Below are 23,161 nucleotides of genomic sequence, written 5' to 3' on the forward strand. Positions count from 1 at the left end.
TTGGAATGACTCTAAAAAATACGTCGTTTTTTATTAGGATAATTTATCCGAATGGTCTATTTTTGTCAGTGTATTGATATGCAATTTATTATTTATAAAACAGTATAATCATGGAAAACAATGAATTGATTCAACAGTGTACTGAGAAAGCTCAGACATGGCTGACGCCTGCCTACGATGCCGAAACACAGGCTGAAGTGAAACGCATGCTTGAAAATCCCGATAAGTCGGAATTGATTGATGCTTTTTATAAAGACCTTGAATTTGGTACAGGTGGTTTGCGCGGCATCATGGGAGCCGGTTCCAACAGAATGAATATCTACACGGTAGGTGCCGCTACACAGGGCTTGGCCAACTACCTGAACAAATGCTTTGCCGGAAAGAAAGACATCTCGGTAGTGGTAGGTCACGACTGCCGCAACAACAGCCGCAAGTTTGCGGAAATTTCTGCCGACATCTTCACGGCCAACGGTATCAAGGTATATCTGTTCGATGACATGCGCCCTACACCGGAAATGTCATTTGCCATCCGTCACCTGGGTTGCCAGAGCGGTATCAACATCACAGCTTCTCACAACCCGAAAGAATACAACGGTTACAAGGCTTACTGGGACGACGGTGCACAGGTACTGGCTCCGCACGACAAGGGTATCATCGACGAAGTGAACAAGATTTCCAGCGTGAGCGAAATCAAGTTCCAGGGCAACAAGGAACTGATTCAGATTATCGGTAAGGAAATTGACGACGAATACCTGCGTCAGGTACACACCTTGTCTATCGACCCGGAAGTGATCAAACGTCAGAAGGACCTGAAGATTGTCTACACGCCGATTCACGGTACCGGTATGAAACTGATTCCGCAGTCACTCAAATTGTGGGGCTTTGAGAACGTACATTGCGTGGCCGAACAGATGGTGAAGAGCGGCGACTTCCCTACAGTGGTATCACCGAACCCGGAAAATGCAGAAGCACTGACATTGGCCATCAAGCTGGCCAAGGAAATCGATGCCGACATCGTGATGGCTTCCGATCCGGATGCCGACCGTGTGGGTATGGCTTGCAAGGACAGCAAGGGCGAATGGGTCTTGATCAACGGTAACCAGACCTGCTTGATTTTCCTGTACTACATCATCAAGAACCGTATCGCCATGGGCAAGATGAAAGGCAACGAGTTCATCGTAAAGACCATCGTGACCACGGAGCTGATCAAGAAGGTGGCCGACAAGAATCACATCAAGATGCTCGACTGCTACACTGGTTTCAAATGGATTGCCCGTGAAATCCGTCTGCGTGAAGGCAAGGAACAATACATCGGTGGCGGTGAAGAAAGCTACGGATTCCTGGCTGAAGACTTCGTACGTGATAAAGATGCCGTTTCTGCCTGCTCACTGCTGGCTGAAATCTGCGCATGGGCCAAAGACCAGGGCAAGACCTTGTATGACATACTGATGGAAATCTACGTAGAATACGGCTTCTCACTGGAAGTGACTGTCAACGTAGTGAAACCGGGTAAGACAGGTGCCGACGAAATCAAGGCCATGATGGACAACTTCCGTGCATGTCCGCCGAAAGAACTGGGTGGTTCGGAAGTGGTTTTAGTAAAAGACTACAAGACCTTGAAGGCTACCGACAACACCGGAAAATCCACAGACCTGGATATGCCGGAACCTTCCAACGTGCTTCAGTTCTTTACAGCCGACGGTACAAAAGTTTCTGTACGTCCTTCCGGCACAGAACCTAAGATTAAGTTCTACATGGAAATCAAGGGCGAAATGCATTGTCCGAAGTGCTATGCAGGTGCCGTAGCCGATGCCAAAGAAAAAGTAGATGCAGTAAAGAAATCTTTGGGCATTTAAGATGCGGGGCGTGTGAGTGCGCCGCCAGGATGATTTAAAATAAGGAATGTCATTCCCGCAAAGACTTTCAGGAGTCTTTCTTGCTTCGGGAATGACATTCTTTTTTTTGTCAGAATGTTTGCTGTTTTGAGAAATCCCTGTCAAAAAGGACGGAATGGGCCGATGCTGCTAACCGTGTTTGGCGGTAAAAAGCCTCTTTTGTGCAACCGCCTTTGGGACTCCGAAAACCTCATCGGCCTCACAGGGGTCTGTAGAGGGGGTAGAAGGGGAGTGGAACGGTCGTCCCGGGAGAATGAAAAATGAAAATCCGGAAAAATCGCTTTGGCGTTCGGAGGCAAACGCAAAGGCGTTTCACTCCAAACGTCCTTGCGTTTTCCGGCAAACGCTTAGGAGCTTCCGGACAAACGCACTTGTGTCTTTTTTGCAGGCCTTAAAATGAAGATTTTTGAGGACTTTATTTTCTATTTCAAGCGTGAATTTGGAATTTCCTGGCGTGACTGAATGAAAGTTTATTTCACTTCATGGTGTTCTTTTTGTTGCTGAAACAGCTTTCTTGTTTTCTTTATCTTCTATTCTGGGGAGCTTTCTGTTTCTCCTTGAATTTGCGGAACTTCTTTTCCTGCACAGTTTGTGCATGAGGATTGACCTGAGGGCTGAATTTCCTTTTCTGAAGAAGAAAAAATGAGCAAAATGACAGTTCCCGCATAAGAATAAGGAAGTGAAACGTAGCTTTCTTACAATAGTTGCTTCCAACTATTTTTCGAATGGAAACACCTAATCTGAAACAGGTACGATAGCAGACTGGCGAACAGAGTAGTAGTCTTTGGAGGTGATTTGAAAAACCATGCGATGAAAGAGAAAATGACCCATGGCCATAAAAGATAAAAGGCTGCCTTCGGGGGGAAGACAGCCTTTCTTTGTGAATTGTATGGAAGACTAATACCTTTAGTTATTTCAGCAATTTCTGAGCCTGTTTCAACATCTTTTCAGCTTGTTTTACGGCTTCTTTCAGTTCCTTGCTTTCAGCACCATTGGCTTTTTTCTGAGTCTTGTCCAGTTGCTCTGAAAGCTGCTGGATGTGTGATTCTACTTCTTCTTTCTTTACATCGGCTTTCTTTGACTTAGCCAACCATTCTTTCATGCCCTGAGCTTTGAGAGCAAGAGTAGCGGTTTCGGCAGTCAGTTCAGTAGCTGCTTCTTCTTCCGGAGTGGCAAATGCATGGTGGAATCCTTTTACATCGTTCCAGTGTCCGCGAGTAAAGTCCGGGAATGCAACAGCTGCACAACCGTTGTCCATAGAAATGGCTCCCAGTTCTGCCAGTGAGCACCATTCAGCCAAGTCGTATACATCCATATCCAATGGCAGTCCATTCTGCAGACAGTATACCAGACGGCTGTCCATGATGAAGTCCATACCACCGTGTCCACCTACTTCTTTGGCCATTTCACCGTATTTCTTCAGAATCGGGTGCTGATATTTGTCGACCAATGCCTGCATCTCTTTTTCCGGAAGGAATGAGTGAGAACTCAGATTGTCTACCTTCGGCTGTACGCCAGAAGCCTTCATCTGGTTGGCATCTACTGCATAACCTTCAATCGGATACTTATTCGCGAAACCTTTTGTTCCAGTCAACTGATACAAACGGTTATAAGGTTGCGGGTTCATGACATCGTGCTGGATTTCGATGACTTTTCCGTTGGCGGTGCGGATCAGGGTAGTGGTGTGGTCACCGTTGCGGAATTCTTCGCAAGGTTCACCGGTTGCTTTTTCTACCAATGCCTTACCGTGTACAGATTTCGTATCCATAGCTACCAAGGTAGTCATACGGTCGCCACGGTGAATGTCGAGTGCTTGAGCTACAGGGCCAAGGCCGTGAGTAGCGTATACGTCGCCGCGGTTTTCCTTGTTGTAACGCAGACGCCAGCCCAATTTGTCTTCTTTCCCATTTTTCCAGTAATAAGGCCAGAAATCATCCAGGTTGTGGATGTAAGCTCCTTGTGCGCGAATTACTTCACCGAACACACCGTGTTGTGCCATGTTCAGGGTATTCATTTCAAACCAGTCATAGCAGCAGTTTTCCAGAATCATACAGTGTTTGCGCGTAGTTTCAGACAAGTTGATGAGCTCCCAGCACTGTTCTAGGTTCATGGCAGACGGTACTTCAATAGCTACGTTCTTACCATGTTCCATGGCATATTTGGCAATAGGGAAGTGATGGTCCCAGTCGGCTGCAATGTATACCAAGTCGATGTCATCGCGTTCGCAGAGTGCTTTGTAGCCTTCTGCACCTGAATAGATGGCAGCTTCGGGCAGACAAGCTTTCTGAAGGAGTTTCTGGCATCTTTCAGCACGGTCTTTTTCGTAATCACACAAAGCTACGATTTTGGTACCGGCAATGTAGGTGAAGCGTTCTACGGCTCCCGGACCACGCATACCCAGTCCCACGAAACCTACGCGGACTACATTCATTTTAGGAACAGTCAGTCCGAGTGCACATTCTTGTCCGGCCGGACGTTCAGGAGTTTTGATGACGATGGTACCTTTGTTCCATTCCCATTGAGTGGAAGGAGAAAGGCTCTGTGCAAGCATTTGAGCCGGTGTACAGGTTAAAGTTAATACGGTGCAAGCACCTAAAAGCAATTTTCCAAAATGTTTCATAGCTTTAGTTGTTTTGATGTTGAATTTTACTGGGGGCAAAGATATAAAAAAACATTATTACACAAAAGTTTTTTATATAAAACCTGTACATATTAAAAAGAATAATGATTAATGCTTATAAAAGAAATAAAATGAATTATGTGAAAAGTAATTAATAAACAAAAACGGGTTTAATATACCTTATTAATATAATATATCCTATTATACATTATAGTATAATGTAGCAAGGTGGAACTGTGTGTTTATCTGAAAGTTAAGGGTGGTCTGATTAGAAGGGGAAAATTTTATATTGGATGATAAACTGACAAGAAAAACGTATTGTTTCTTACGAATAATAATTTATTTGAAAAAAAAGTGTCATTTTATTTGCATGTTACAAAAAAGCCTTTACCTTTGCAGCTGTAATAAAACAAGAGATAACAAATATGATTACATTACACACATCCGTGAACCTGGCAGTCCTGCATATTATTCGCGTCCTGGTCGTGGCACCAAGAGGTGAGAAAGGTTCGTGTATGTAATGATATGAAAATGATATTGTAGAAAGCCTTTCTCACCAAGTGTTGAGAGAGGCTTTTTAATTGAAAAGAGAGATGAAAATGAAACATCAGTTACGTAGTTCGATGAGTACCGAAGGCCGCCGTATGGCAGGTGCCAGAGCACTGTGGGTGGCCAATGGAATGAAAAAGGAGATGATGGGGAAACCAATCATCGCAATAGTGAACTCTTTTACGCAGTTTGTACCCGGTCATACACACTTGCATGAGATTGGTCAGCAGGTGAAGGCAGAGATTGAAAAGCTGGGATGCTTTGCGGCTGAGTTCAATACCATTGCCATCGACGACGGAATCGCGATGGGGCATGACGGGATGCTGTATTCTTTGCCTTCGCGTGATATCATCGCCGACAGCATAGAATATATGGTGAATGCACATAAGGCAGATGCCATGGTGTGTATTTCCAACTGTGACAAGATTACACCGGGAATGCTGATGGCTTCCATGCGATTGAATATTCCGACGGTGTTCGTGTCAGGCGGACCGATGGAAGCCGGAGAGTGGGGCGGACAGCATCTGGATTTGATTGATGCCATGATCAAGTCGGCCGATACGACCGTAAGTGATGAGGATGTAGCCGAAATTGAACGCCATGCGTGTCCGGGTTGCGGAAGTTGCTCAGGTATGTTTACCGCCAATTCAATGAACTGTTTGAATGAAGCTATCGGACTGGCTTTGCCGGGCAACGGTACGATTCTGGCTACTCATGCCAATCGCAAGCAGTTGTTCAAGGATGCAGCGGCCCTGATTGTGAAGAACGCGTATAAATATTATGAAGAAGGAGACGACAGCGTGTTGCCGCGCAGCATTGCAACTCGTGAGGCATTTCTGAATGCCATGACCCTCGACATTGCCATGGGTGGTTCTACCAATACGGTGCTTCACTTGTTGGCGGTGGCTTACGAAGCAGAAGTGGATTTCAAGATGGACGACATTGACATGCTGTCACGTCGTGTACCTTGTCTTTGCAAGGTGGCTCCCAATACACAGAAATATCACATTCAGGATGTGAACCGTGCCGGAGGTATTCTGAATATTTTGGGCGAACTGGCCAAGGGGGGGCTGTTGGATACTACCGTACATCGGGTGGACGGTTCCACATTGGCAGAAGCCATTACCAAATACAATATCTGTCGTCCGGATGTAGATGCAGAAGCACAGCGCATTTATTCAAGTGCGCCGGGCGGTAAATTCTGTATCCAGTTGGGGGCACAGAACGCTACTTACAAGGAGTTGGATACCGACCGTGCCAACGGGTGTATCCGCGACTTGCAGCACGCGTACAGCAAGGATGGCGGACTGGCCGTATTGAAAGGAAATATCGCTCAAGACGGTTGCGTAGTGAAAACTGCCGGAGTGGATGAAAGTATCTGTAAATTCTCAGGCCCGGCCAAGGTGTTCGATTCGCAGGAAGCTGCTTGTGAAGGTATCCTGGGCGGAAAAGTAGTCAGTGGTGACGTGGTAGTCATTACCCACGAAGGTCCGAAAGGAGGTCCGGGTATGCAGGAAATGCTGTATCCTACCTCTTATATTAAATCCAAGCATTTGGGTAAAGAATGTGCCTTGATTACCGACGGACGTTTCAGTGGAGGAACTTCCGGTTTGAGCATCGGGCATATTTCTCCGGAAGCCGCAGCCGGAGGCAACATAGGTAAGATTGTAGATGGTGACATCATTGAAATAGACATTCCCAACCGTTCTATCAATGTGAAACTTTCCGACGAGGAACTGGCCCAGCGTCCGATGGCGCCGGTAACCCGTGACCGCAAGGTTTCAAAGGCATTGAAGGCATACGCCAGCATGGTAAGTTCGGCAGATAAAGGTGGAGTGAGAATTGTAGAATAAGGAGAAGCTTATGAGTAAAGAAAAGATATCAGGTTCAGAAGCGTTGATGCGTTCTTTGGAGCATGAAGGGGTAAAGACCCTCTTCGGCTATCCGGGAGGCGCTATCATGCCGGTGTTCGATGCGTTGTATGACCATCGCGACAAATTGAACCACATTTTGGTTCGTCATGAACAGGGAGCTGCACATGCGGCCCAGGGTTTTGCCCGTGTATCGGGAGAAGTCGGAGTTTGTCTGGTAACAAGTGGACCGGGCGCTACCAATACGATTACAGGTGTGGCTGATGCCATGATTGACAGTACGCCGATTGTGGTGATTGCCGGTCAGGTAGGAGCTTCTCTGCTGGGTACGGATGCGTTTCAGGAAGTCGACTTGGTGGGCATTACACAGCCTATTTCCAAATGGAGTTATCAGATACGCCGTGCAGAGGATGTGGCTTGGGCGGTTGCTCGGGCGTTTTACATCGCACGGAGTGGACGACCGGGACCGGTAGTGCTGGACTTTGCCAAGAATGCACAAGTAGAAATGACGGACTATGAACCGGTGGATTTGGATCTCATCCGTAGTTATGATCCAGACCCGGAAACCGATTCAACGGCTGTGGCTGAGGCTGTGGCTTTAATCAATGAAGCTAAGCGTCCGCTGGTATTGGTAGGCCAGGGGGTGGAACTGGGCAATGCGCAGCAGGAACTGAAAGAATTCGTGGAAAAGGCAGATATCCCTTGCGGATGTACATTACTGGGGTTGTCGGCATTGCCAAGCAATCATCCTTTGAACAAAGGAATGTTGGGTATGCACGGAAACCTGGGACCGAATGTGAAGACCAACGAATGCGATGTGTTGATTGCAGTGGGTATGCGTTTTGATGACCGTGTAACCGGTAAGTTGGAAACCTATGCCAAACAAGCTAAGGTGATTCATCTGGATGTAGACCCGTCGGAAATCGGGAAGAATGTACCGGTAGATGTGCCGATTTTGGGTAACTGCAAACGGACACTTGCACTGCTCACCGAACTGATTCAGCCGCATAAGCACGAAGAGTGGATTGCCAGCTTCAAGCCGTATGAAGAGAAAGAATACACACAGGTCATCGAAAAGGAAGTGTTCCCGAAAGAGGGACCTATCAATATGGGTGAAGTCGTGAATGCGGTTAGTGAAGCCACTCACAACGAAGCTATCCTGGTAACTGATGTCGGTCAGAATCAGATGATGGCGTGCCGTTACTTTAAATTTAGCAAGCCTCGTAGCATTGTCACTTCCGGCGGTATGGGAACCATGGGATTCTGTTTGCCGGCCGCTATTGGAGCCACATTTGGACGTCCCGACCGTACAGTATGTGCCTTTATGGGGGATGGCGGTTTGCAGATGACCATGCAGGAGCTGGGTACGATTATGGAACAGAAGTCGCCGGTCAAGATTATCCTGCTGAACAATAATTACCTGGGCAATGTGCGTCAGTGGCAGGCCATGTTCTTCAACCGTCGTTATTCTTTCACCCCGATGATGAATCCTGACTACATGCAGATTGCATCGGCTTACGGAATCGCCTCACGCCGTGTGATGAATCGTGAGGAATTGAACGACGGTATTCAGGAAATGTTGTCGACCGACGGCGCTTTCTTGCTGGAGGTATGTGTAATAGAAGAAGGAAATGTGTTGCCGATGACACCTCCGGGAAGTTCGGTCAACTATATGTTAATGGAATGTTGAGAGGAGAAGGAGGAAGAATATGGATAATAAAACATTATATACAATCATTGTTCATTCAGAGAATATTGCCGGTATTTTGAATCAGATTACCGCAGTGTTTACCCGTCGCCAGATCAACATCGAGAGTCTGAATGTGTCGGCTTCTTCCATCAAGGGAGTACATAAATACACCATTACCTGCTGGACCACTCCAGATGTGATTGGCAAGGTGGTGACACAGATAGAAAAGAAAATGGATGTGATTCAGGCACATTATTTCACGGACAAGGAAATCTTCCAGCGTGAAGTGGCAATGTATAAGGTATCTACTCCTGAATTCCAGTCAAATCCGGAAGCATCCAAGGTGATTCGCCGTTACAGTGCCCATATCGTGGAAGTCAATCCGACTTTCTCGATTGTGGAAATGGTGGGAATGAGTGCAGATATCACTTCGCTCTATCAGGAACTGAAACAGTTGAATTGTGTGCTCCAGTTTGTGCGCTCCGGTCGTATTGCCGTTTCTACCAGCTGTTTTGAACGGGTGAACGAATACCTGGCACATCGTGAAGAAAGATATCGCAACCAAAAAAAGTGAATGTATGGCAGAAGAAAGTAAAGTAGGTAGTTATCCGTTTGTGGCCGAACCGTTTCATGTGGACTTTATGGAGCGGCTGACGATGGGGGTGTTGGGCAATCATTTGCTGAACTGCGCCGGCTTCCATGCGGCCGACAGAGGATTTGGTATCGCTACGCTGAATGAGAATCATTACACGTGGGTGCTTTCACGTCTGGCAATTGAGATGGAAGAAATGCCGCATGCCTACGAACACTTTACCATACAGACATGGGTGGAGAATGTGTACCGTTTGTTTACAGACCGTAACTTTGCCATTCTGAACAAGGATGGGAAGCCTATTGGATACGCCCGTTCCATTTGGGCAATGATCAGCATGGAGACCCGTAAGCCGGCTGATTTGCTGACATTGCACGGAGGTTCGATTGTGGACTATGTGTGTCAGAAAGACTGTCCGATTGACAAGCCAGGACGTATCAAGGTGACACATCCGCAGGCGATGGGAGAGTATCGGGTAAAATACAGTGACATTGACCTGAACGGGCATGTGAACAGCATCAAATACATTGAACATATTCTGGATTTGTTCCCTATGGAAATGTTCCGAAAGAAACAGGTCCACCGGTTTGAGATGGCTTATGTGGCCGAAAGTTATTACGGCGATACGTTGAGCTTCTTCCAGGAGCAGACCGGAGAAAATGAATATGATGTGGAAGTGAAAAAGAACGGCACGGAAGTGGTTGTTCGAAGTAAAGTGATTTTTAGAGATTAAATTAGTATATCAACTTGCAGCCGAAAGGCTGCGTAAAAAGATTGTAAAAACTATGGCAAAAATGAATTTTGGCGGTGTGATTGAAAATGTAATCACTCGCGAAGAATTTCCATTGGAAAAAGCACGTGAAGTATTGAAAGATGAAACCATTGCTGTAATCGGTTACGGTGTACAGGGACCGGGACAGTCATTGAACTTGCGCGATAACGGTTTTAACGTCATTGTCGGACAGCGTCAGGGCAAGACTTTTGAAAAAGCAATCGCTGATGGATGGGTTCCGGGAGAAACTTTGTTCAGCATTGAAGAAGCTTGCAAGAGAGCCACTATCATCATGTGTCTGTTGTCAGATGCCGCAGTGATCTCTGTATGGCCGACTATCAAACCTTGTCTGACTGCAGGAAAGGCTTTGTATTTCTCTCATGGTTTCGCCATCACTTGGAATGACCGTACCGGCGTAGTTCCTCCTAAAGACATCGATGTCATCATGGTGGCTCCGAAAGGTTCTGGTACTTCTTTGCGTACCATGTTCCTGGAAGGACGTGGCTTGAACTCTTCTTATGCGATTTACCAGGATGCTACTGGTAAGGCATACGACCGTACCATTGCATTGGGTATCGGTATCGGTTCAGGTTATCTGTTCGAAACTACTTTCCAGCGTGAAGCTACTTCTGACTTGACTGGTGAACGTGGTTCTTTGATGGGAGCTATCCAGGGATTGCTGCTGGCACAGTATGAAGTGCTCCGTGAAAACGGACATACTCCGTCTGAAGCATTCAACGAAACTGTAGAAGAGTTGACTCAGTCACTGATGCCGTTGTTTGCAAAGAACGGTATGGACTGGATGTATGCAAACTGCTCTACTACTGCACAGCGTGGTGCCCTCGACTGGATGGGTCCGTTCCACGATGCCATCAAACCGGTAATGCAGAAACTGTATCAGAGTGTAAAATGCGGTCATGAAGCTCAGATTTCTATCGACAGCAACTCTCAGCCGGATTATCGTGAAAAACTGAATGCAGAATTGAAAGCATTGCGTGAAAGCGAAATGTGGCAGACTGCTGTGACTGTACGTAAACTTCGTCCGGAAAACAACTAATCACGGTAGGTGAAAATTATAAGAAAGCCGTTCGGTGTCGGAAGATGCCGGACGGCTTTTTTCGTAAGGTAAGGATGAAAAGAATCTGTGAGATTTTGTTACCTTTGTGCCGGTTCTATAGAATAGAGATGAAAAAAATTGCTATTTTTCTGCTGGGCTGTCTTTGTATGGCAGGGACAGTGTTTGGACAAAGTCTGGAGCAGACCACGGAGCAGCGTCTGAAGGATTTTTTTGCCAATTATGAGACTTCGTATGCGAATATCGGCAAGTGTAAGCTGGAACGCATGGAGCTGGAACATGAAAAGAAGGTATTGCGCGTGTATGCCAATCCGACTTTTGGTTACCAGCCGTTTACGGAAGAAAATGTATCGGCCATCTATCGTTTGTTGAAGCAGTCGCTTCCGGGGCCGGTAAATTATTATACCCTGCAAGTGTATGCAGACGGAAAGTTGATTGAGGACCTGGTGCCTAATGCGTTCCGGAAGAAACAAGACAAGACTCGCTTGTACGGTAAACTGGAAGCGAAGGGAAACCCGTGGGTGACCAATGTGTCGCATCCGTTTGAAATCAGCCGGGGACTGGAAGGACGGCATGTGGCCGTGTGGCAAAGTCATGGAAAAGTGTATCGGAACGACCGGAATGAATGGCGTTGGCAGCGTCCGCGCTTGTACTGCACTACGGAAGATTTGTTTACCCAATCGTTTGTGGTGCCGTATCTGATTCCGATGCTGGAAAATGCCGGAGCTGTGGTTTTCACTCCGCGTGAACGCGACTGGCAGCGCCACGAGGTGATTGTAGACAACAACACTTGTACGCCAGGCAGTCATTATTTGGAAGTGGAATATAAGAAGTATACGTGGAAGGATACGGGTCAGCCGGGATTTGCTCAAAAGTATCAGCAGTATCCGGATAACTACAATCCTTTCAAGGATGGTACGGCGAGGTACATTGCGACCCAAAACCAGCCGGAAAAGGCTTTTGCCGAATGGATTCCCAATATCCCGGAAAAAGGAAAATATGCGGTGTATGTCAGTTATCAGACACTGCCGGAAAGCGTGTCGGATGCTAAATACTTGGTCTTCCACAACGGAGGTGTGACCGAATTCAAGGTGAACCAGCAAATGGGAGGAGGTACCTGGGTGTATTTGGGTACCTTTGAGTTCGACAAGGGACGGAACGATTACGGCATGGTGGTGCTGAGCAATGAGAGCTCCCAAAAAGGAGTGGTCTGTGCCGATGCGGTTCGTTTTGGTGGCGGCATGGGAAATATAGTCCGTGGCGGACAGGTGAGTGGAGTGCCTCGTTACCTGGAGGGGGCGCGCTATTGGGCACAATGGGCCGGCATGCCTTATTCGGTGTACAGCAAGAGCCAGGGAGAAAATGATTACAATGACGATATCAATGCTCGTTCGCTGATGGTGAACTACCTGAGTGGCGGGTCGGTGTACAACCCTTCGGAAGCGGGACTGAAAGTGCCGTTTGAAATGACACTGGGACTGCACAGCGATGCAGGCTTCAAAACGGATGATGAACTGGTGGGTTCCTTGGGCATCTATACGACCGACTTCAACGACGGAAAACTGAATTGTGGTATCTCCCGCTATGCGTCGCGCGACCTGACAGACATGGTGCTGTCGGGATTGCAGCGGGACATTGCTTCCCGTTTTGGAGTGCAGTGGGCCCGGCGGAGCATGTGGAACCGGAACTACAGCGAGACCCGTCTGCCGGCAGTGCCTTCCATGATTCTGGAATTGCTCTCCCATCAGAACTTTGCCGATATGCAGTGGGGACACAATCCCGATTTCAAGTTTACGGTGGGACGTTCAGTCTATAAATCCATTTTGAAATATCTTTCTACCATGCACGGCACCGACTATGTGGTGCAGCCGCTTCCGGTGAATCATTTTGCCATCCGGGAAGGAAAGAAGAAAAATACTTTTACTCTGAACTGGAATCCGGTAGAGGATGTGATGGAGCCTACGGCCAAACCGCAGGGTTATATCGTCTATACCCGTATCGGTTATGGTGGATTTGATAATGGAGTATATGTACGCAAACCGGAATACACGGTGAAAGTAGAGCCGGGACTGGTGTACAGCTTCAAGGTAACGGCCGTCAACAAGGGAGGAGAGAGTTTCCCCTCGGAAATTTTGTCGGCCTATAAAGCCAAACGAAGTAAAGGCACGTTGCTGATTGTGAACGGATTCGATGCCACCTCTGGTCCGGCGGAAGTCAATTCGGCTTTGCTGCAAGGCTTTGACCTGAAGTCGGACCCGGGCATACCTTATGGACAGACTCCTGCTTATTGCGGTTACCAGCAAGGATTCAATCGCGACAAAGCGGGACTGGAGACTGGTGACGGGCTGGGTGTCAGCGACAATGCCTTAGAAGGAAAATTGATTGCGGGAAATACCTATGATTATGTGTTTGTGCATGGCAAGGCCATTCAACGAGCCGGACGCTATTCGTTCGTTTCCTGTAGTGACGAAACTTTGGAGAGTGGAAGTACAGACCTGAGTCAGTATGACATGGTAGATTTGATTTGTGGAGCTGATGCCAAATCCTTCTCTTCGGCCATGCAGGAAGCTCTTACCCGTTACTGCCGACAGGGTGGACGTTTGCTGGTGAGCGGTTCTGCGTGGGGAGCAAATCTGCAAAAGGGAGACTTTGGCAAGGATGTGCTGAAGTGCATGTATGGCGGTCGTTTCAGTAACCAGACTTCCTCTTCTTTGCAGGGAGCAGGGGTACAGTTCCAGATTGAAGGAGGTGCCAATGAAACGGTTTATGCCGTTCCCTCCATGGAATGTGTACTGCCTGCTGCTGGGGCCTATTCATCTTTTGTATATACCAAGGGAAATTATGGGGTAGGAACCGTATATCGTGGAGAAGATTACCGTACCTTTGTATTGGGTTTCCCCTTGGAATGTGTGGAAAACACCGACGTACGCAATCACTTGATGCAGACTGTTGTGACCACGCTCTTATCCAAGAAAAAACGCTGATTCAGTATAAAGAAAAGAATTAAGTAACCATCAATAAATGTATCAATATGGAAAAAGATTTTTTGAAGGTCATTGAAACACGGCGCAGTTGCCGCAAGTATAAACCGGAACAGATTACGGATGAAGAGTTGAAGGCTGTGCTCGAAGCAGGTACTTATGCTCCGACTTCACGCGGTATGCAGTCGCCTTATATTGTGGCTGTACAGAAAAAAGAAGTGCTGGCTAAACTGGCTAAGATGAATGCGGAAATCATGGGAGTTACTTCCAATCCTTATTATGATGCGCCTACCTACGTGCTGGTTTTTGCACCTTCACTGGCCAACAATCCGGTACAAGACGGCAGTTGTGTGTTGGAAAACATGATGCTGGCCGCGCATGCCTTAGGATTGGGCAGCTGCTGGATTCACCGGGAACGCGAGATGTTTGCCACGGAAGAAGGCAAGCAGCTGATGGAAGAATGGGGGCTTCCCGAAGGCTTGATGGGAATCGGTGCTCTTGCTTTGGGTTATCCCGAAGGAGAACCTGCTCCGGCAAAACTGCGTAAACCGGACTATTTCCGGGTGATAAAATAAGGCATAAAAAAGCGCAAGGGCGTTTTGGTCAAAATGTCCTTGCGTTTGATTCAAAACGCCTTTGCGTTTTCCCTTAAACGCCCTTACGTTTTACTTGAAACGTCCTTGCGTTTGGGTAGAAACGCCCTTACGTTTTTTTATGACTCGTTTTTTATCAGTTAATCGGCACAATTTCAAAGATTTCTGCTTTTCCTTCCAGACGAATCTGATTGACATTCTTGTCGGCCAATTCGATTCTTGCGTAAGGAGTTTCAATCATGGTTTCAGATAACACTTTGCCTTTTTTGTCCAGCTGTACACATTTGATTGGAGCAGGCAACTGGTTCGTCAGTAAGGTGTAGGCCTTGACATCCTTGTTGACTCCGAAAGCAATCGCTTTTGTGCTCTGGTAAGAAGTGCCCAAGTTGTTGTCGAAAGCATAAACCGCCTTGCTCAGGGTATCCGCTTCGAGTGTAAAGCCAAGATTGTCTGGACGGAGTGGGTTTACATCGAACGAGCGGACAGATGCATAATTGGTGCGTTTGGAATCCAGTCGTTTCAGACGGACGTAGCGTGCCTTTTCCGGAGCTCCCTGCCAGTGGATAATGTATTGCTGGTTCAGTTCGCTGGTAAGCGCTTTCCAGTTTTGTCCATCGGCAGAACATTCCACTACGGCATGGTCAAAATAGTCCACATCGTCTTTGGAATTTCTTCCCTGAAGGATGGAGATTTCCGTCACATCGCGTACGTCGCGCAGGTCCACTCCAATCCAGTCGTTTGGTTTCTGGGCGATTCCGGAAGTATAGAAAGTCGTAGAATCATTGTCGAACATCAGTTTGGTCTGTACGGTATGCGCACTGCTGAAAGAGCCGATACCTTTGTAATCGTTCGGCACCTTGCCCGACAGTTTCTTCAGGTATCCGTGTGCCATGTCGTCCATCGCATACTCATAGAATGGCTGAAGTTTCAGGGTGCCCGATTTGTGAGCTTCATAGTTTTTCCGGTCTTCCGGCGTCATGATGTTTTGTATGTATTTTGTCCAGAAAAGCGCATCGTCTTGACCGGAGCGGTATATACGGGCCAACTCGATGGCTTGCTTGCCGCGTGTACCCAGTTTGCCGAACTCTGTCAGCCAAGGCTGGAGTTCATTGAGCAACGCTTTGTTCTGGCAACCGTTTTCCATGCGTGCAGGAACACTCTCTACTTTCTTGAATTCTTCTTCCAGGGTATTGGCTGCCGCATCGTTCCAGTCGGCAATGCGGAAAGTCTGAGTTTCCCACGATTCATCCCGTCGGTATCCGTTTTCGGTATCGCTGGAGTGGATGGCGAAGGTGCGATATGCATCAGTGGCATCGGGTACCAGTTCGGCCAGTCCCCGTTCCCAGTTGTCAATGGCGTTGTAGTCGGCGATGTTCCAAGCGTAGTCGGCCACTCCATATAAGGCCAGCTTGGAGGCTTCACCGTGTTCCATCGGATTGCTGATCACGCCGCAAGTCTCCTGGGCTGTCAGGCTGGTATCCAGTCCATAGACCGGTCCCTGGAGCAGGAAGTTACGGATGTAGTCGGTCACCGGATAGTTCCACCAATAGTAAGCCGGACGTTTGATACGGGAGTTGATGAAGTCGAGGGTTTCGGGTGTCAGGTCACTACATACCACGTCACCTGTCCAGAACACCTTGATTTCAGGATTCAGGGTTTTTCCGTAAATGGCCAGGCTGCCTTTTTCGGTCGGATTGGCCCAAAGTTTGGAGTAGTCGGTCGGGCAGACGGTCAGCGGAGACACGTCTCCTTTTACCTTCACGAACTCTTCAGTCAGACGGTTCAGCAATTCCGTTTGTTTCAGCGGGTTGGTACCCTCGCCCGAAATATCGTCGAAGAAGATGGCAAAATGACGGACTCCCAAGTCATACATCCAGTTGAACTTGTTAATCAGGTTCTGATAATCCTCTTCATTCCATTTGATGTCCTGTCCCGGATGGATGGCCCACACGAAATCCACGTAGTTCCGGTTGCTGGCTTCCACCAGTTCCTTGATGTGCTGTGCTTCTTTTTCCGGATAGGGCAGACGCCAGTTCGGACAGCTGTGGTAAGGGTCGTCTTTAGGACCATATAAATAGGTATTCATTTTGAACTTTCCGTAGAAGTCAATCAGCGACAGGCGAACTTCGTGTGACCAGGGCGTACCGTAGAAACCTTCCACCACACCGCGGTTGGGCAAGTCCGGATAATCGTTGATTTCCATGCAGGGCAGCGTACCTTGGAAAGCGACCGGACTTTCGGTCAGTTGTTTCAAGGTCTGGATGCCATAGAAAGCTCCTCGTGCATCGTATCCAGTGAGGATAATTTCTTTTGGGTTGATAATTAAGGAGTAAGCTCCGGAGACTTCTTTTACCTGTGCCTTACGGGCAGCTTTGGGACCGAAATCAATGGCAAGCTTGACACCCTTTTTATTCGTAGGCAGGAAATCCAGATAAGCTGAAAATTTATGCTGCTTGTCTTTCAGGTTAATACCTTGTAAAATGGGACAGGTATTCTCTTTGTTTACTTTTAATTGATGAGGCGTAGGGTTAATGATAAGTCCCTGGTGGTCTATCTTTTTCCCCGGTACAGCCCGCACGTCCTGTTTTTCAGAACGCTGGGACGAAAGATCAAAGTCTGTTTCTTGCGCTGATAAGGTTCCGTACATGAAAGTGCACAATAATCCGGCAGCCATGCATTTTGCATAATGATTCATTTTCATAACAATGGATGTTTTTAGGTAATGACAAGGTGTTTGTCTGATTAATATTTTTATTCAAAGATACGGTTTGTTCCTGAATCGTGCAAATAGTATATAGAATATTGTTATATTCCTTTATTACAAGCACTGTATAAATAAAGAATAAACATTAAATAAGCAATCAATTTGGAATATATTTAATTATTTGTTGTAATATTAATATAAAATAAATATCTTTGGGCTATCTAATAATTTATATTGTATTAACCTAAAATCAGATTATGAAAAGAACAGAGTTTAAACTCTTGGCAATAACGATGCTGTTGTCAGGATTTTCGGTGGGCTACGTTCATGCCGAAACTCACTCGGAAGCAGTGAGGATGTACGCACCTCAACAAGAAAGCCAATGTAAAGGAGTGGTTTTAGATGAGACTGGTGAAAGTGTAATTGGAGCCTCGGTTTTGGTAAAGGGAACTTCCAATGGAACTATTACTGACCTGGATGGTAATTTTTCTATTCCCAATGTGAAAAAGGGAGATGTGATTGTTATTTCTTTTGTCGGCTATAAGAATGTGGAAACTGTATGGAATGGTACAGATCTTAGAATTACACTAAAAAGTAATACGGAAGAGCTTGACGAAATTGTAGTGGTAGGTTATGGTGTACAAAAGAAGGTAAATCTTACCGGTGCTGTTTCTTCTGTAAAAGGAGATGCTTTTGAAACTCGTCCGGTTGTGGATGCCACACAAGGTTTGCAGGGAATGGTTCCGGGATTGAATGTAAGTAACAATAGCTCAGGCAGACCTGGAGCTACGGGAACATTGACTATACGCGGTCAAGGAAATTTGTCGGGAAATGCTTCACCTTATGTGTTGGTGGATGGAGTGGAAATGTCTCTTTCTGACATTAATCCCAACGATATAGAAAATATTTCAGTATTGAAGGATGCTGCAGCTTGTTCTATTTATGGAGCACGTGCTGCTTACGGTGTGATTTTGGTTACTACCAAAAAAGGTAAGGAAGGAAAAATGCGCGCCAATTATCAGGGAACCGTAGGGTGGAGTACACCTACTGTATTACCTGATATGGTAAACTCACTTGACTTTGTGAAATTTTGGAATGATGGAGTCAATAATGCGGGAGCGGGTGGTCGTGCCTATTCAGCAGAGAAAATAGCCCAGCTTGAACAGTATATGAGAGATCCTTCAAGTATGAATCCTTGGGCTGATTTGAAACCCGGACAATCATTGAATGCGGCTTTTGAGAACTCAGAACTTGGTTTGGGTAACACGGATTATTTTGATTTGCATTACAAAAACTTCAGTTTCAAGCAAAGTCACAATTTAAGTTTCAGTGGTGGCAATAAGAAGGCCCAGTATTATGTTTCTGCAGGTTATTATAACGAAGATGGTATATTGAGGTATGCGGATATGGATTATGCCCGCTATACGGTGAATGCAAATATCACTTCTGAACTGACCAAATGGATGAAGGTGAAATTCAATACCAAATTCATGCATTCGGGCAATAAAACGCCATTCAATCAGGGAACAGTAAATGGAGTATCTCTTGATGGAGGTCTGTCGGAAGGTTTTTATCATAGCTTGGCGCGTTTCCGTCCTACAGTATCTCCTATAGATCCAAATGGACATTTCACAGAATTGTCAATGGTGCCTTATTTGCAAAGTGGAACATATACGGATACACAGAATGACCGTTTCAACTTTACTACAGGACTGGAGTTCCAGCCAGTCAAGAATTGGTTTATTTTCTTTGATTATACTTATAAACAAGAGAATATGGAGTATGAGGCTTTAAATGTAGCTCCATACATTTATGAACAAGATGGTGTGACGTTGACTAAGGTGGCGCGTTCTGAATTGGGGGTATCAGCTGACGGTCAGTTTACGCGTGCGTATGCCAATACAAGATATCAGAGTATCAATCTTTATACCAACTACATGTTTTCATTGGCTGAAAAGCATAACTTTACAGTTATGGCTGGTTACCAGGAAGAAAACAATGATTTTAGCTGGATGAAGAATTCGATTACCGGGCTGTATTCTACAGCTAATCCAAATGTCAGTATGGGTACGGGTGATAAGATTGTGGTGGATACGCGTAACGGATGGGCTACACGAGGATTCTTCGGTCGTATCAATTATGATTTCGACGGAAAATACCTTGTGGAAGTGAACGGACGTTATGACGGTTCTTCACGTTTTGCCAGTCACAGCAGATGGGGATTTTTCCCTTCCGTATCATTGGGATGGAATATTCATCGTGAAAAATTCATGCAGAAGGCCGAAGGATTCTTGTCAAATCTGAAACTAAGAGTTTCTTATGGATTGTTGGGTAATCAAGCCAATGCGGCATTGTATACATTTGCTTCTACAATGAGTATCAATAACAGTCTGGGCAACTATATATTTAGTGACGGGCGTCACATGTACACGAATCCTCCGGCCGTAGTAAATCCCAATACTACATGGGAGAAGGTGGAAAGTAAGAACATTGGTCTTGACTTTGGCTTCTTTGGCAATGCCTTGACGGGAACTCTGGATATTTTCCAGCGAGATACGAAAGATATGTTGGGACGTGGACATGAGTTTCCCGATATGTTTGGTGCGGATGCTCCTCAGGAAAACAACGCCAATTTGCGTGACAGAGGATGGGAACTATCGTTAAACTATAGAGGTAAGATTGGTAGTGATATTGATTATAGTATTGGTGGATCTATTTCGGATGCAGTGACTAAAGTTATGCAATATTCGTCAAAAGAAGAAAATGATCCCGCAAACACTTGGTATGCAGGTAAAACCTACGGAGAAATATGGGGGTATCGTACGGATGGATTGATACAGACGCAAGAAGAAGCCGATGCATATAATAAAGCGTATGACATGACCTACTTTAGTGGAAAACTTTGGGAGCCAGGAGACGTGAAATATGTAGATCTTGATGGAAAAGTGGGGGAAGATGGAAGAAAAATTATAGACCGTGGAAGTAACATCTTGGGTAATATGGGTGATATGACCGTCATCGGTAACACTACCCCTCGTTACCAATATACCGTGAATGGGTCAATCAGCTGGAAAGGATTGAGTTTGAGTTTGATGTTCCAGGGAGTAGGCAAACGTGATTGGAATCCAAGCGGTGTTTATTTCTGGGGTTCCAGCTCTTTTGCACAGGTTACAGTATTCAAGGAACACATGGACTATTGGCGTCCGGATAATCCGGGTGCTTATTATCCGAAACCTTATATTAATAGTGCGGGTGGAGTAGCGCCTTTCCAGAATAAAAATACACAGCCTACCGACCGTTATTTGCAGAATGCAGCATATTGCAGATTGAAGAATCTTACATTGAGTTATACATTGCCTGACGTATGGGTGAAGAAATTGGCTTTGCAGAAAGTACAGGTATTCTTCTCTGGCGAAAATTTGTTGACTTTCACCAAACTGAAAGGTATGTTTGACCCGGAAGCTATATTTACTTCCAATACCTATACTGCAGAAGGTGGTAAGAACTATCCTATGAACAAGGTCTTGTCTGTAGGGCTGATTGTTAACTTATAATGCATTGAAATATGAAAAAAATAAATATACTTTTAGCAGTGGCTTTTTCCTTTGGATTAGCCGGATGTTATGATTTGGATAAGATGCCGGAAGGGGTACTTTCTACGGCAGACCCGTTTCAGAGTGTGGGCGAAATGAGAAATTATATAGACCGTTATTATGAAAGTGGCTTGATAGGGCAAGGATTTATGGCCGGTGGCGGTGGTGGTATCGCAGGTCAGGATTATGACAGTGACAACATGAGTAGTATGGCAGCTAATACACGACTGATGGGGCAGACTGCATTGAGTAATGCTGTTGAATTGTCAAACTATACCTATATTAGAAATATAAACTATCTGCTTAATAATATCGAAAATTGCCCCGAGAAAGGTAGTGTGGAATATAACCAACTCAAGGGAGAAGCGTTGTACTTCCGTGCATGGTATTATTATAGAATGTTTATTGATTATGGAGAACTGGCATGGGTAGACAAACCTTTGGATCCCGACATGGAGGTGATGATGTTGCCCCGGGAAAGCCGTACGTTCATTGTCGACAAAATTCTTGAGGATTTGGGTAATGCCAGGGATTTGATGGGTGAACAGAATAATTCATCTTCCATGAGACTCCATCGGGATGTGGCTCGTGCATTGATCAGTGAAGTAGCATTGTTTGAGGCTACGTGGGAACGCTATCATTATGCAAAAGAAAAGGATAAATCTGAAAAATTCTATGATTATACCTTGAGTGAAGCTGATTTGAATGCGAAGATTGAAAGCTATCTTGAAACAGCAATCAAAGCTTGTCAGGAAGTGGAAGCACGGGGTGTTTGGAGAATCTATAATACGGGAGATATCAGTAGTGATTATCGTAAGCTTTTTGATACCCCGGATCTTACGACTAATCCGGAAATCTTGTGGTTTAAAATGTACGATGGCGATAAGGTAGGAAACAGTGTGACCCGTTATTTGAATACAGGAGGTGGAAATATTGGTATATGTGCTTCGCTGGTAGACGATTATTTGTCGAGAGATGGCAGACCCTTATTTGGTAATGAGTTGCTGGAGTTAAAGAAAAACTATCCGAATGAGTTGGATCCTGCGAATCGTGATCCACGCTTGGCTCAAACAGTAGCATTTCCCGGTCAACGCATGAAGCCGGAAAGAGATGGTAATCCATACATACTTCAATGGCCTTCTTTGGCCGGAGATGGTACGGCGTTCGGAACAAACCTTACAGGTTATGTGATGCTCAAACATGTAGAAATAGACTGTGCAGGAGACTATATCAGTGAATACAAAGGAACGACTCCGGCTATCCAGTTCCGTTATGCAGACATCCTGTTGAATCATGCGGAGGCTTTGGCTGAGCAGAACGGTGAGGCTAATGCCACTACGATTAAGAATGTACTGCAACCGTTGCGTGATCGTGCCGGTATGCCTGCTGTGGATTTTGATAGGGAATATAATACGGATGCAAGTTATCCGTTCAAGAATCTGAACAAATATGTGCAGGCTGTCCGTCGTGAAAGAAGAGTTGAAACTGCCTTGGAAGGAAAACGGTTGAAAGATATCTTGCGCTGGGCTGCAGCTGAAGAACTTATTATAGGTAAGGTTCCTATGGGAGCATTGTTTATTGGTAGTAATTTACCACAGCATTATGGTTCAGAATTGAAATACGATTTGGCAAGTGACAATAACCTGTTCCTGACAGGAAATCCGGGAGATGCTCTTCGTTATATTTTGCCAGTACCTCCTTCTTCAATGCCGGACGGATGGCAGTTTAAGTCTAACAGAGATTATCTGCAGCCTATACAGGAGAGAATGTTGAATTTGATGGATGGATTATGGAAACAGAATCCTGGATGGTAATCCGTTGTTGATGAAAGTAAAAGAAAAAGAGGCGTTCGGTAGAACAGCCTCTTTTTTTATGTCAATTCTGTCATGATTTTGTAACGGAACTTTGTCAGAAGTGGGCATTTTAATGTCTTTCGGTTGTCCACCGGATAAATAGAAAAAGTCCCGTAAAACGTTGATTTTACGGGACTTGTCTTAATTTGACTACCTAATGTCTTAGGTTTCAGCGGAGAGACAGGGATTCGAACCCCGGGTACCTCGCAGTACAACGGTTTTCAAGACCGCCGCAATCGACCACTCTGCCACCTCTCCAAAACTCTTTTTAGGAGTGCCTTGTTTTTCAAAGGCGGTGCAAAGGTAGGTAATATTTTTTATTTAGCAAATATCTTCTGAGAAAAATTCTTAGGGTGATGGTGTAGAAGAAGGG

Annotated in this window: 12 protein-coding genes and 1 tRNA gene; 10 read left to right on the forward strand and 3 right to left on the reverse strand. The window is 45.8% G+C overall.

Annotated features, from left to right (window positions below):
- Positions 1-110: 110 nt before the first annotated feature.
- Positions 111-1,856: a phospho-sugar mutase gene (locus H6A28_RS05190; RefSeq protein ID WP_204476357.1), complete on the forward strand. Its 1,746-nt coding sequence runs from the start codon at positions 111-113 to the stop codon at positions 1,854-1,856.
- A gap of 949 nt (positions 1,857-2,805) precedes the next feature.
- On the opposite strand, the gene H6A28_RS05195 is transcribed toward H6A28_RS05190, so the two are convergent.
- Positions 2,806-4,515, reverse strand: coding sequence for a Gfo/Idh/MocA family oxidoreductase (locus tag H6A28_RS05195; RefSeq protein WP_204476356.1), 1,710 nt, complete (start codon positions 4,513-4,515; stop codon positions 2,806-2,808).
- 599 nt (positions 4,516-5,114) lie between these two features.
- Here H6A28_RS05195 and ilvD point away from each other — a divergent pair.
- The 7 genes from ilvD (at position 5,115) to H6A28_RS05230 (ending at position 14,620) form a co-directional block, all read left to right on the forward strand.
- On the forward strand, positions 5,115-6,917 hold the full coding sequence (gene ilvD, locus H6A28_RS05200) for a dihydroxy-acid dehydratase (protein WP_204476355.1): 1,803 nt from the start codon (positions 5,115-5,117) through the stop codon (positions 6,915-6,917).
- 10 nt (positions 6,918-6,927) lie between these two features.
- Positions 6,928-8,625, forward strand: coding sequence for a biosynthetic-type acetolactate synthase large subunit (gene ilvB / locus H6A28_RS05205; RefSeq protein ID WP_204479204.1), 1,698 nt, complete (start codon positions 6,928-6,930; stop codon positions 8,623-8,625).
- Positions 8,626-8,644: 19 nt separating this feature from the next.
- The gene (gene ilvN / locus H6A28_RS05210) at positions 8,645-9,199 is read left to right on the forward strand and encodes an acetolactate synthase small subunit (RefSeq protein WP_204479205.1); all 555 of its coding nucleotides are present in this window, start codon (positions 8,645-8,647) and stop codon (positions 9,197-9,199) included.
- Between the two features lie 4 nt (positions 9,200-9,203).
- Entirely contained in the window at positions 9,204-9,950 is a 747-nt protein-coding gene (locus H6A28_RS05215) for an acyl-[acyl-carrier-protein] thioesterase (protein WP_204476352.1), read from the forward strand.
- A gap of 52 nt (positions 9,951-10,002) precedes the next feature.
- The gene (gene ilvC / locus H6A28_RS05220) at positions 10,003-11,046 is read left to right on the forward strand and encodes a ketol-acid reductoisomerase (RefSeq protein WP_148330716.1); all 1,044 of its coding nucleotides are present in this window, start codon (positions 10,003-10,005) and stop codon (positions 11,044-11,046) included.
- A 128-nt stretch (positions 11,047-11,174) separates the two neighbouring features.
- Positions 11,175-14,048 (forward strand): xanthan lyase, encoded by a 2,874-nt coding sequence (locus H6A28_RS05225; protein ID WP_204479206.1) that lies wholly within the window; start codon positions 11,175-11,177, stop codon positions 14,046-14,048.
- 47 nt (positions 14,049-14,095) lie between these two features.
- Complete coding sequence (locus H6A28_RS05230; protein WP_204476350.1) at positions 14,096-14,620, forward strand: nitroreductase family protein; 525 nt, start codon at positions 14,096-14,098, stop codon at positions 14,618-14,620.
- 154 nt (positions 14,621-14,774) lie between these two features.
- On the opposite strand, the gene H6A28_RS05235 is transcribed toward H6A28_RS05230, so the two are convergent.
- Entirely contained in the window at positions 14,775-17,339 is a 2,565-nt protein-coding gene (locus tag H6A28_RS05235) for a beta-N-acetylglucosaminidase domain-containing protein (RefSeq protein WP_204476349.1), read from the reverse strand.
- Between the two features lie 359 nt (positions 17,340-17,698).
- Here H6A28_RS05235 and H6A28_RS05240 point away from each other — a divergent pair, with 359 nt between their 5' ends.
- Complete coding sequence (locus tag H6A28_RS05240) at positions 17,699-20,896, forward strand: SusC/RagA family TonB-linked outer membrane protein (protein ID WP_239465273.1); 3,198 nt, start codon at positions 17,699-17,701, stop codon at positions 20,894-20,896.
- Positions 20,897-20,907: 11 nt separating this feature from the next.
- Entirely contained in the window at positions 20,908-22,749 is a 1,842-nt protein-coding gene (locus H6A28_RS05245) for a RagB/SusD family nutrient uptake outer membrane protein (protein ID WP_204476348.1), read from the forward strand.
- Between the two features lie 212 nt (positions 22,750-22,961).
- On the opposite strand, the gene H6A28_RS05250 is transcribed toward H6A28_RS05245, so the two are convergent.
- A tRNA-Ser gene (locus H6A28_RS05250) sits at positions 22,962-23,046 on the reverse strand.
- Positions 23,047-23,161: the final 115 nt, after the last annotated feature.

The organism is Bacteroides mediterraneensis (assembly GCF_016900355.1).
GTDB lineage: Bacteria > Bacteroidota > Bacteroidia > Bacteroidales > Bacteroidaceae > Phocaeicola.

Bases quoted from the DNA above. Each gene is read 5' to 3' on its own strand.
- H6A28_RS05190 (WP_204476357.1), top strand. From the start codon at position 111: ATGGAAAACAATGAATTGATTCAACAGTGTACTGAGAAAGCTCAGACA.
- H6A28_RS05195 (WP_204476356.1), bottom strand. From the start codon at position 4,515: ATGAAACATTTTGGAAAATTGCTTTTAGGTGCTTGCACCGTATTAACT.
- ilvD (WP_204476355.1), top strand. From the start codon at position 5,115: ATGAAACATCAGTTACGTAGTTCGATGAGTACCGAAGGCCGCCGTATG.
- ilvB (WP_204479204.1), top strand. From the start codon at position 6,928: ATGAGTAAAGAAAAGATATCAGGTTCAGAAGCGTTGATGCGTTCTTTG.
- ilvN (WP_204479205.1), top strand. From the start codon at position 8,645: ATGGATAATAAAACATTATATACAATCATTGTTCATTCAGAGAATATT.
- H6A28_RS05215 (WP_204476352.1), top strand. From the start codon at position 9,204: ATGGCAGAAGAAAGTAAAGTAGGTAGTTATCCGTTTGTGGCCGAACCG.
- ilvC (WP_148330716.1), top strand. From the start codon at position 10,003: ATGGCAAAAATGAATTTTGGCGGTGTGATTGAAAATGTAATCACTCGC.
- H6A28_RS05225 (WP_204479206.1), top strand. From the start codon at position 11,175: ATGAAAAAAATTGCTATTTTTCTGCTGGGCTGTCTTTGTATGGCAGGG.
- H6A28_RS05230 (WP_204476350.1), top strand. From the start codon at position 14,096: ATGGAAAAAGATTTTTTGAAGGTCATTGAAACACGGCGCAGTTGCCGC.
- H6A28_RS05235 (WP_204476349.1), bottom strand. From the start codon at position 17,339: ATGAAAATGAATCATTATGCAAAATGCATGGCTGCCGGATTATTGTGC.
- H6A28_RS05240 (WP_239465273.1), top strand. From the start codon at position 17,699: ATGTACGCACCTCAACAAGAAAGCCAATGTAAAGGAGTGGTTTTAGAT.
- H6A28_RS05245 (WP_204476348.1), top strand. From the start codon at position 20,908: ATGAAAAAAATAAATATACTTTTAGCAGTGGCTTTTTCCTTTGGATTA.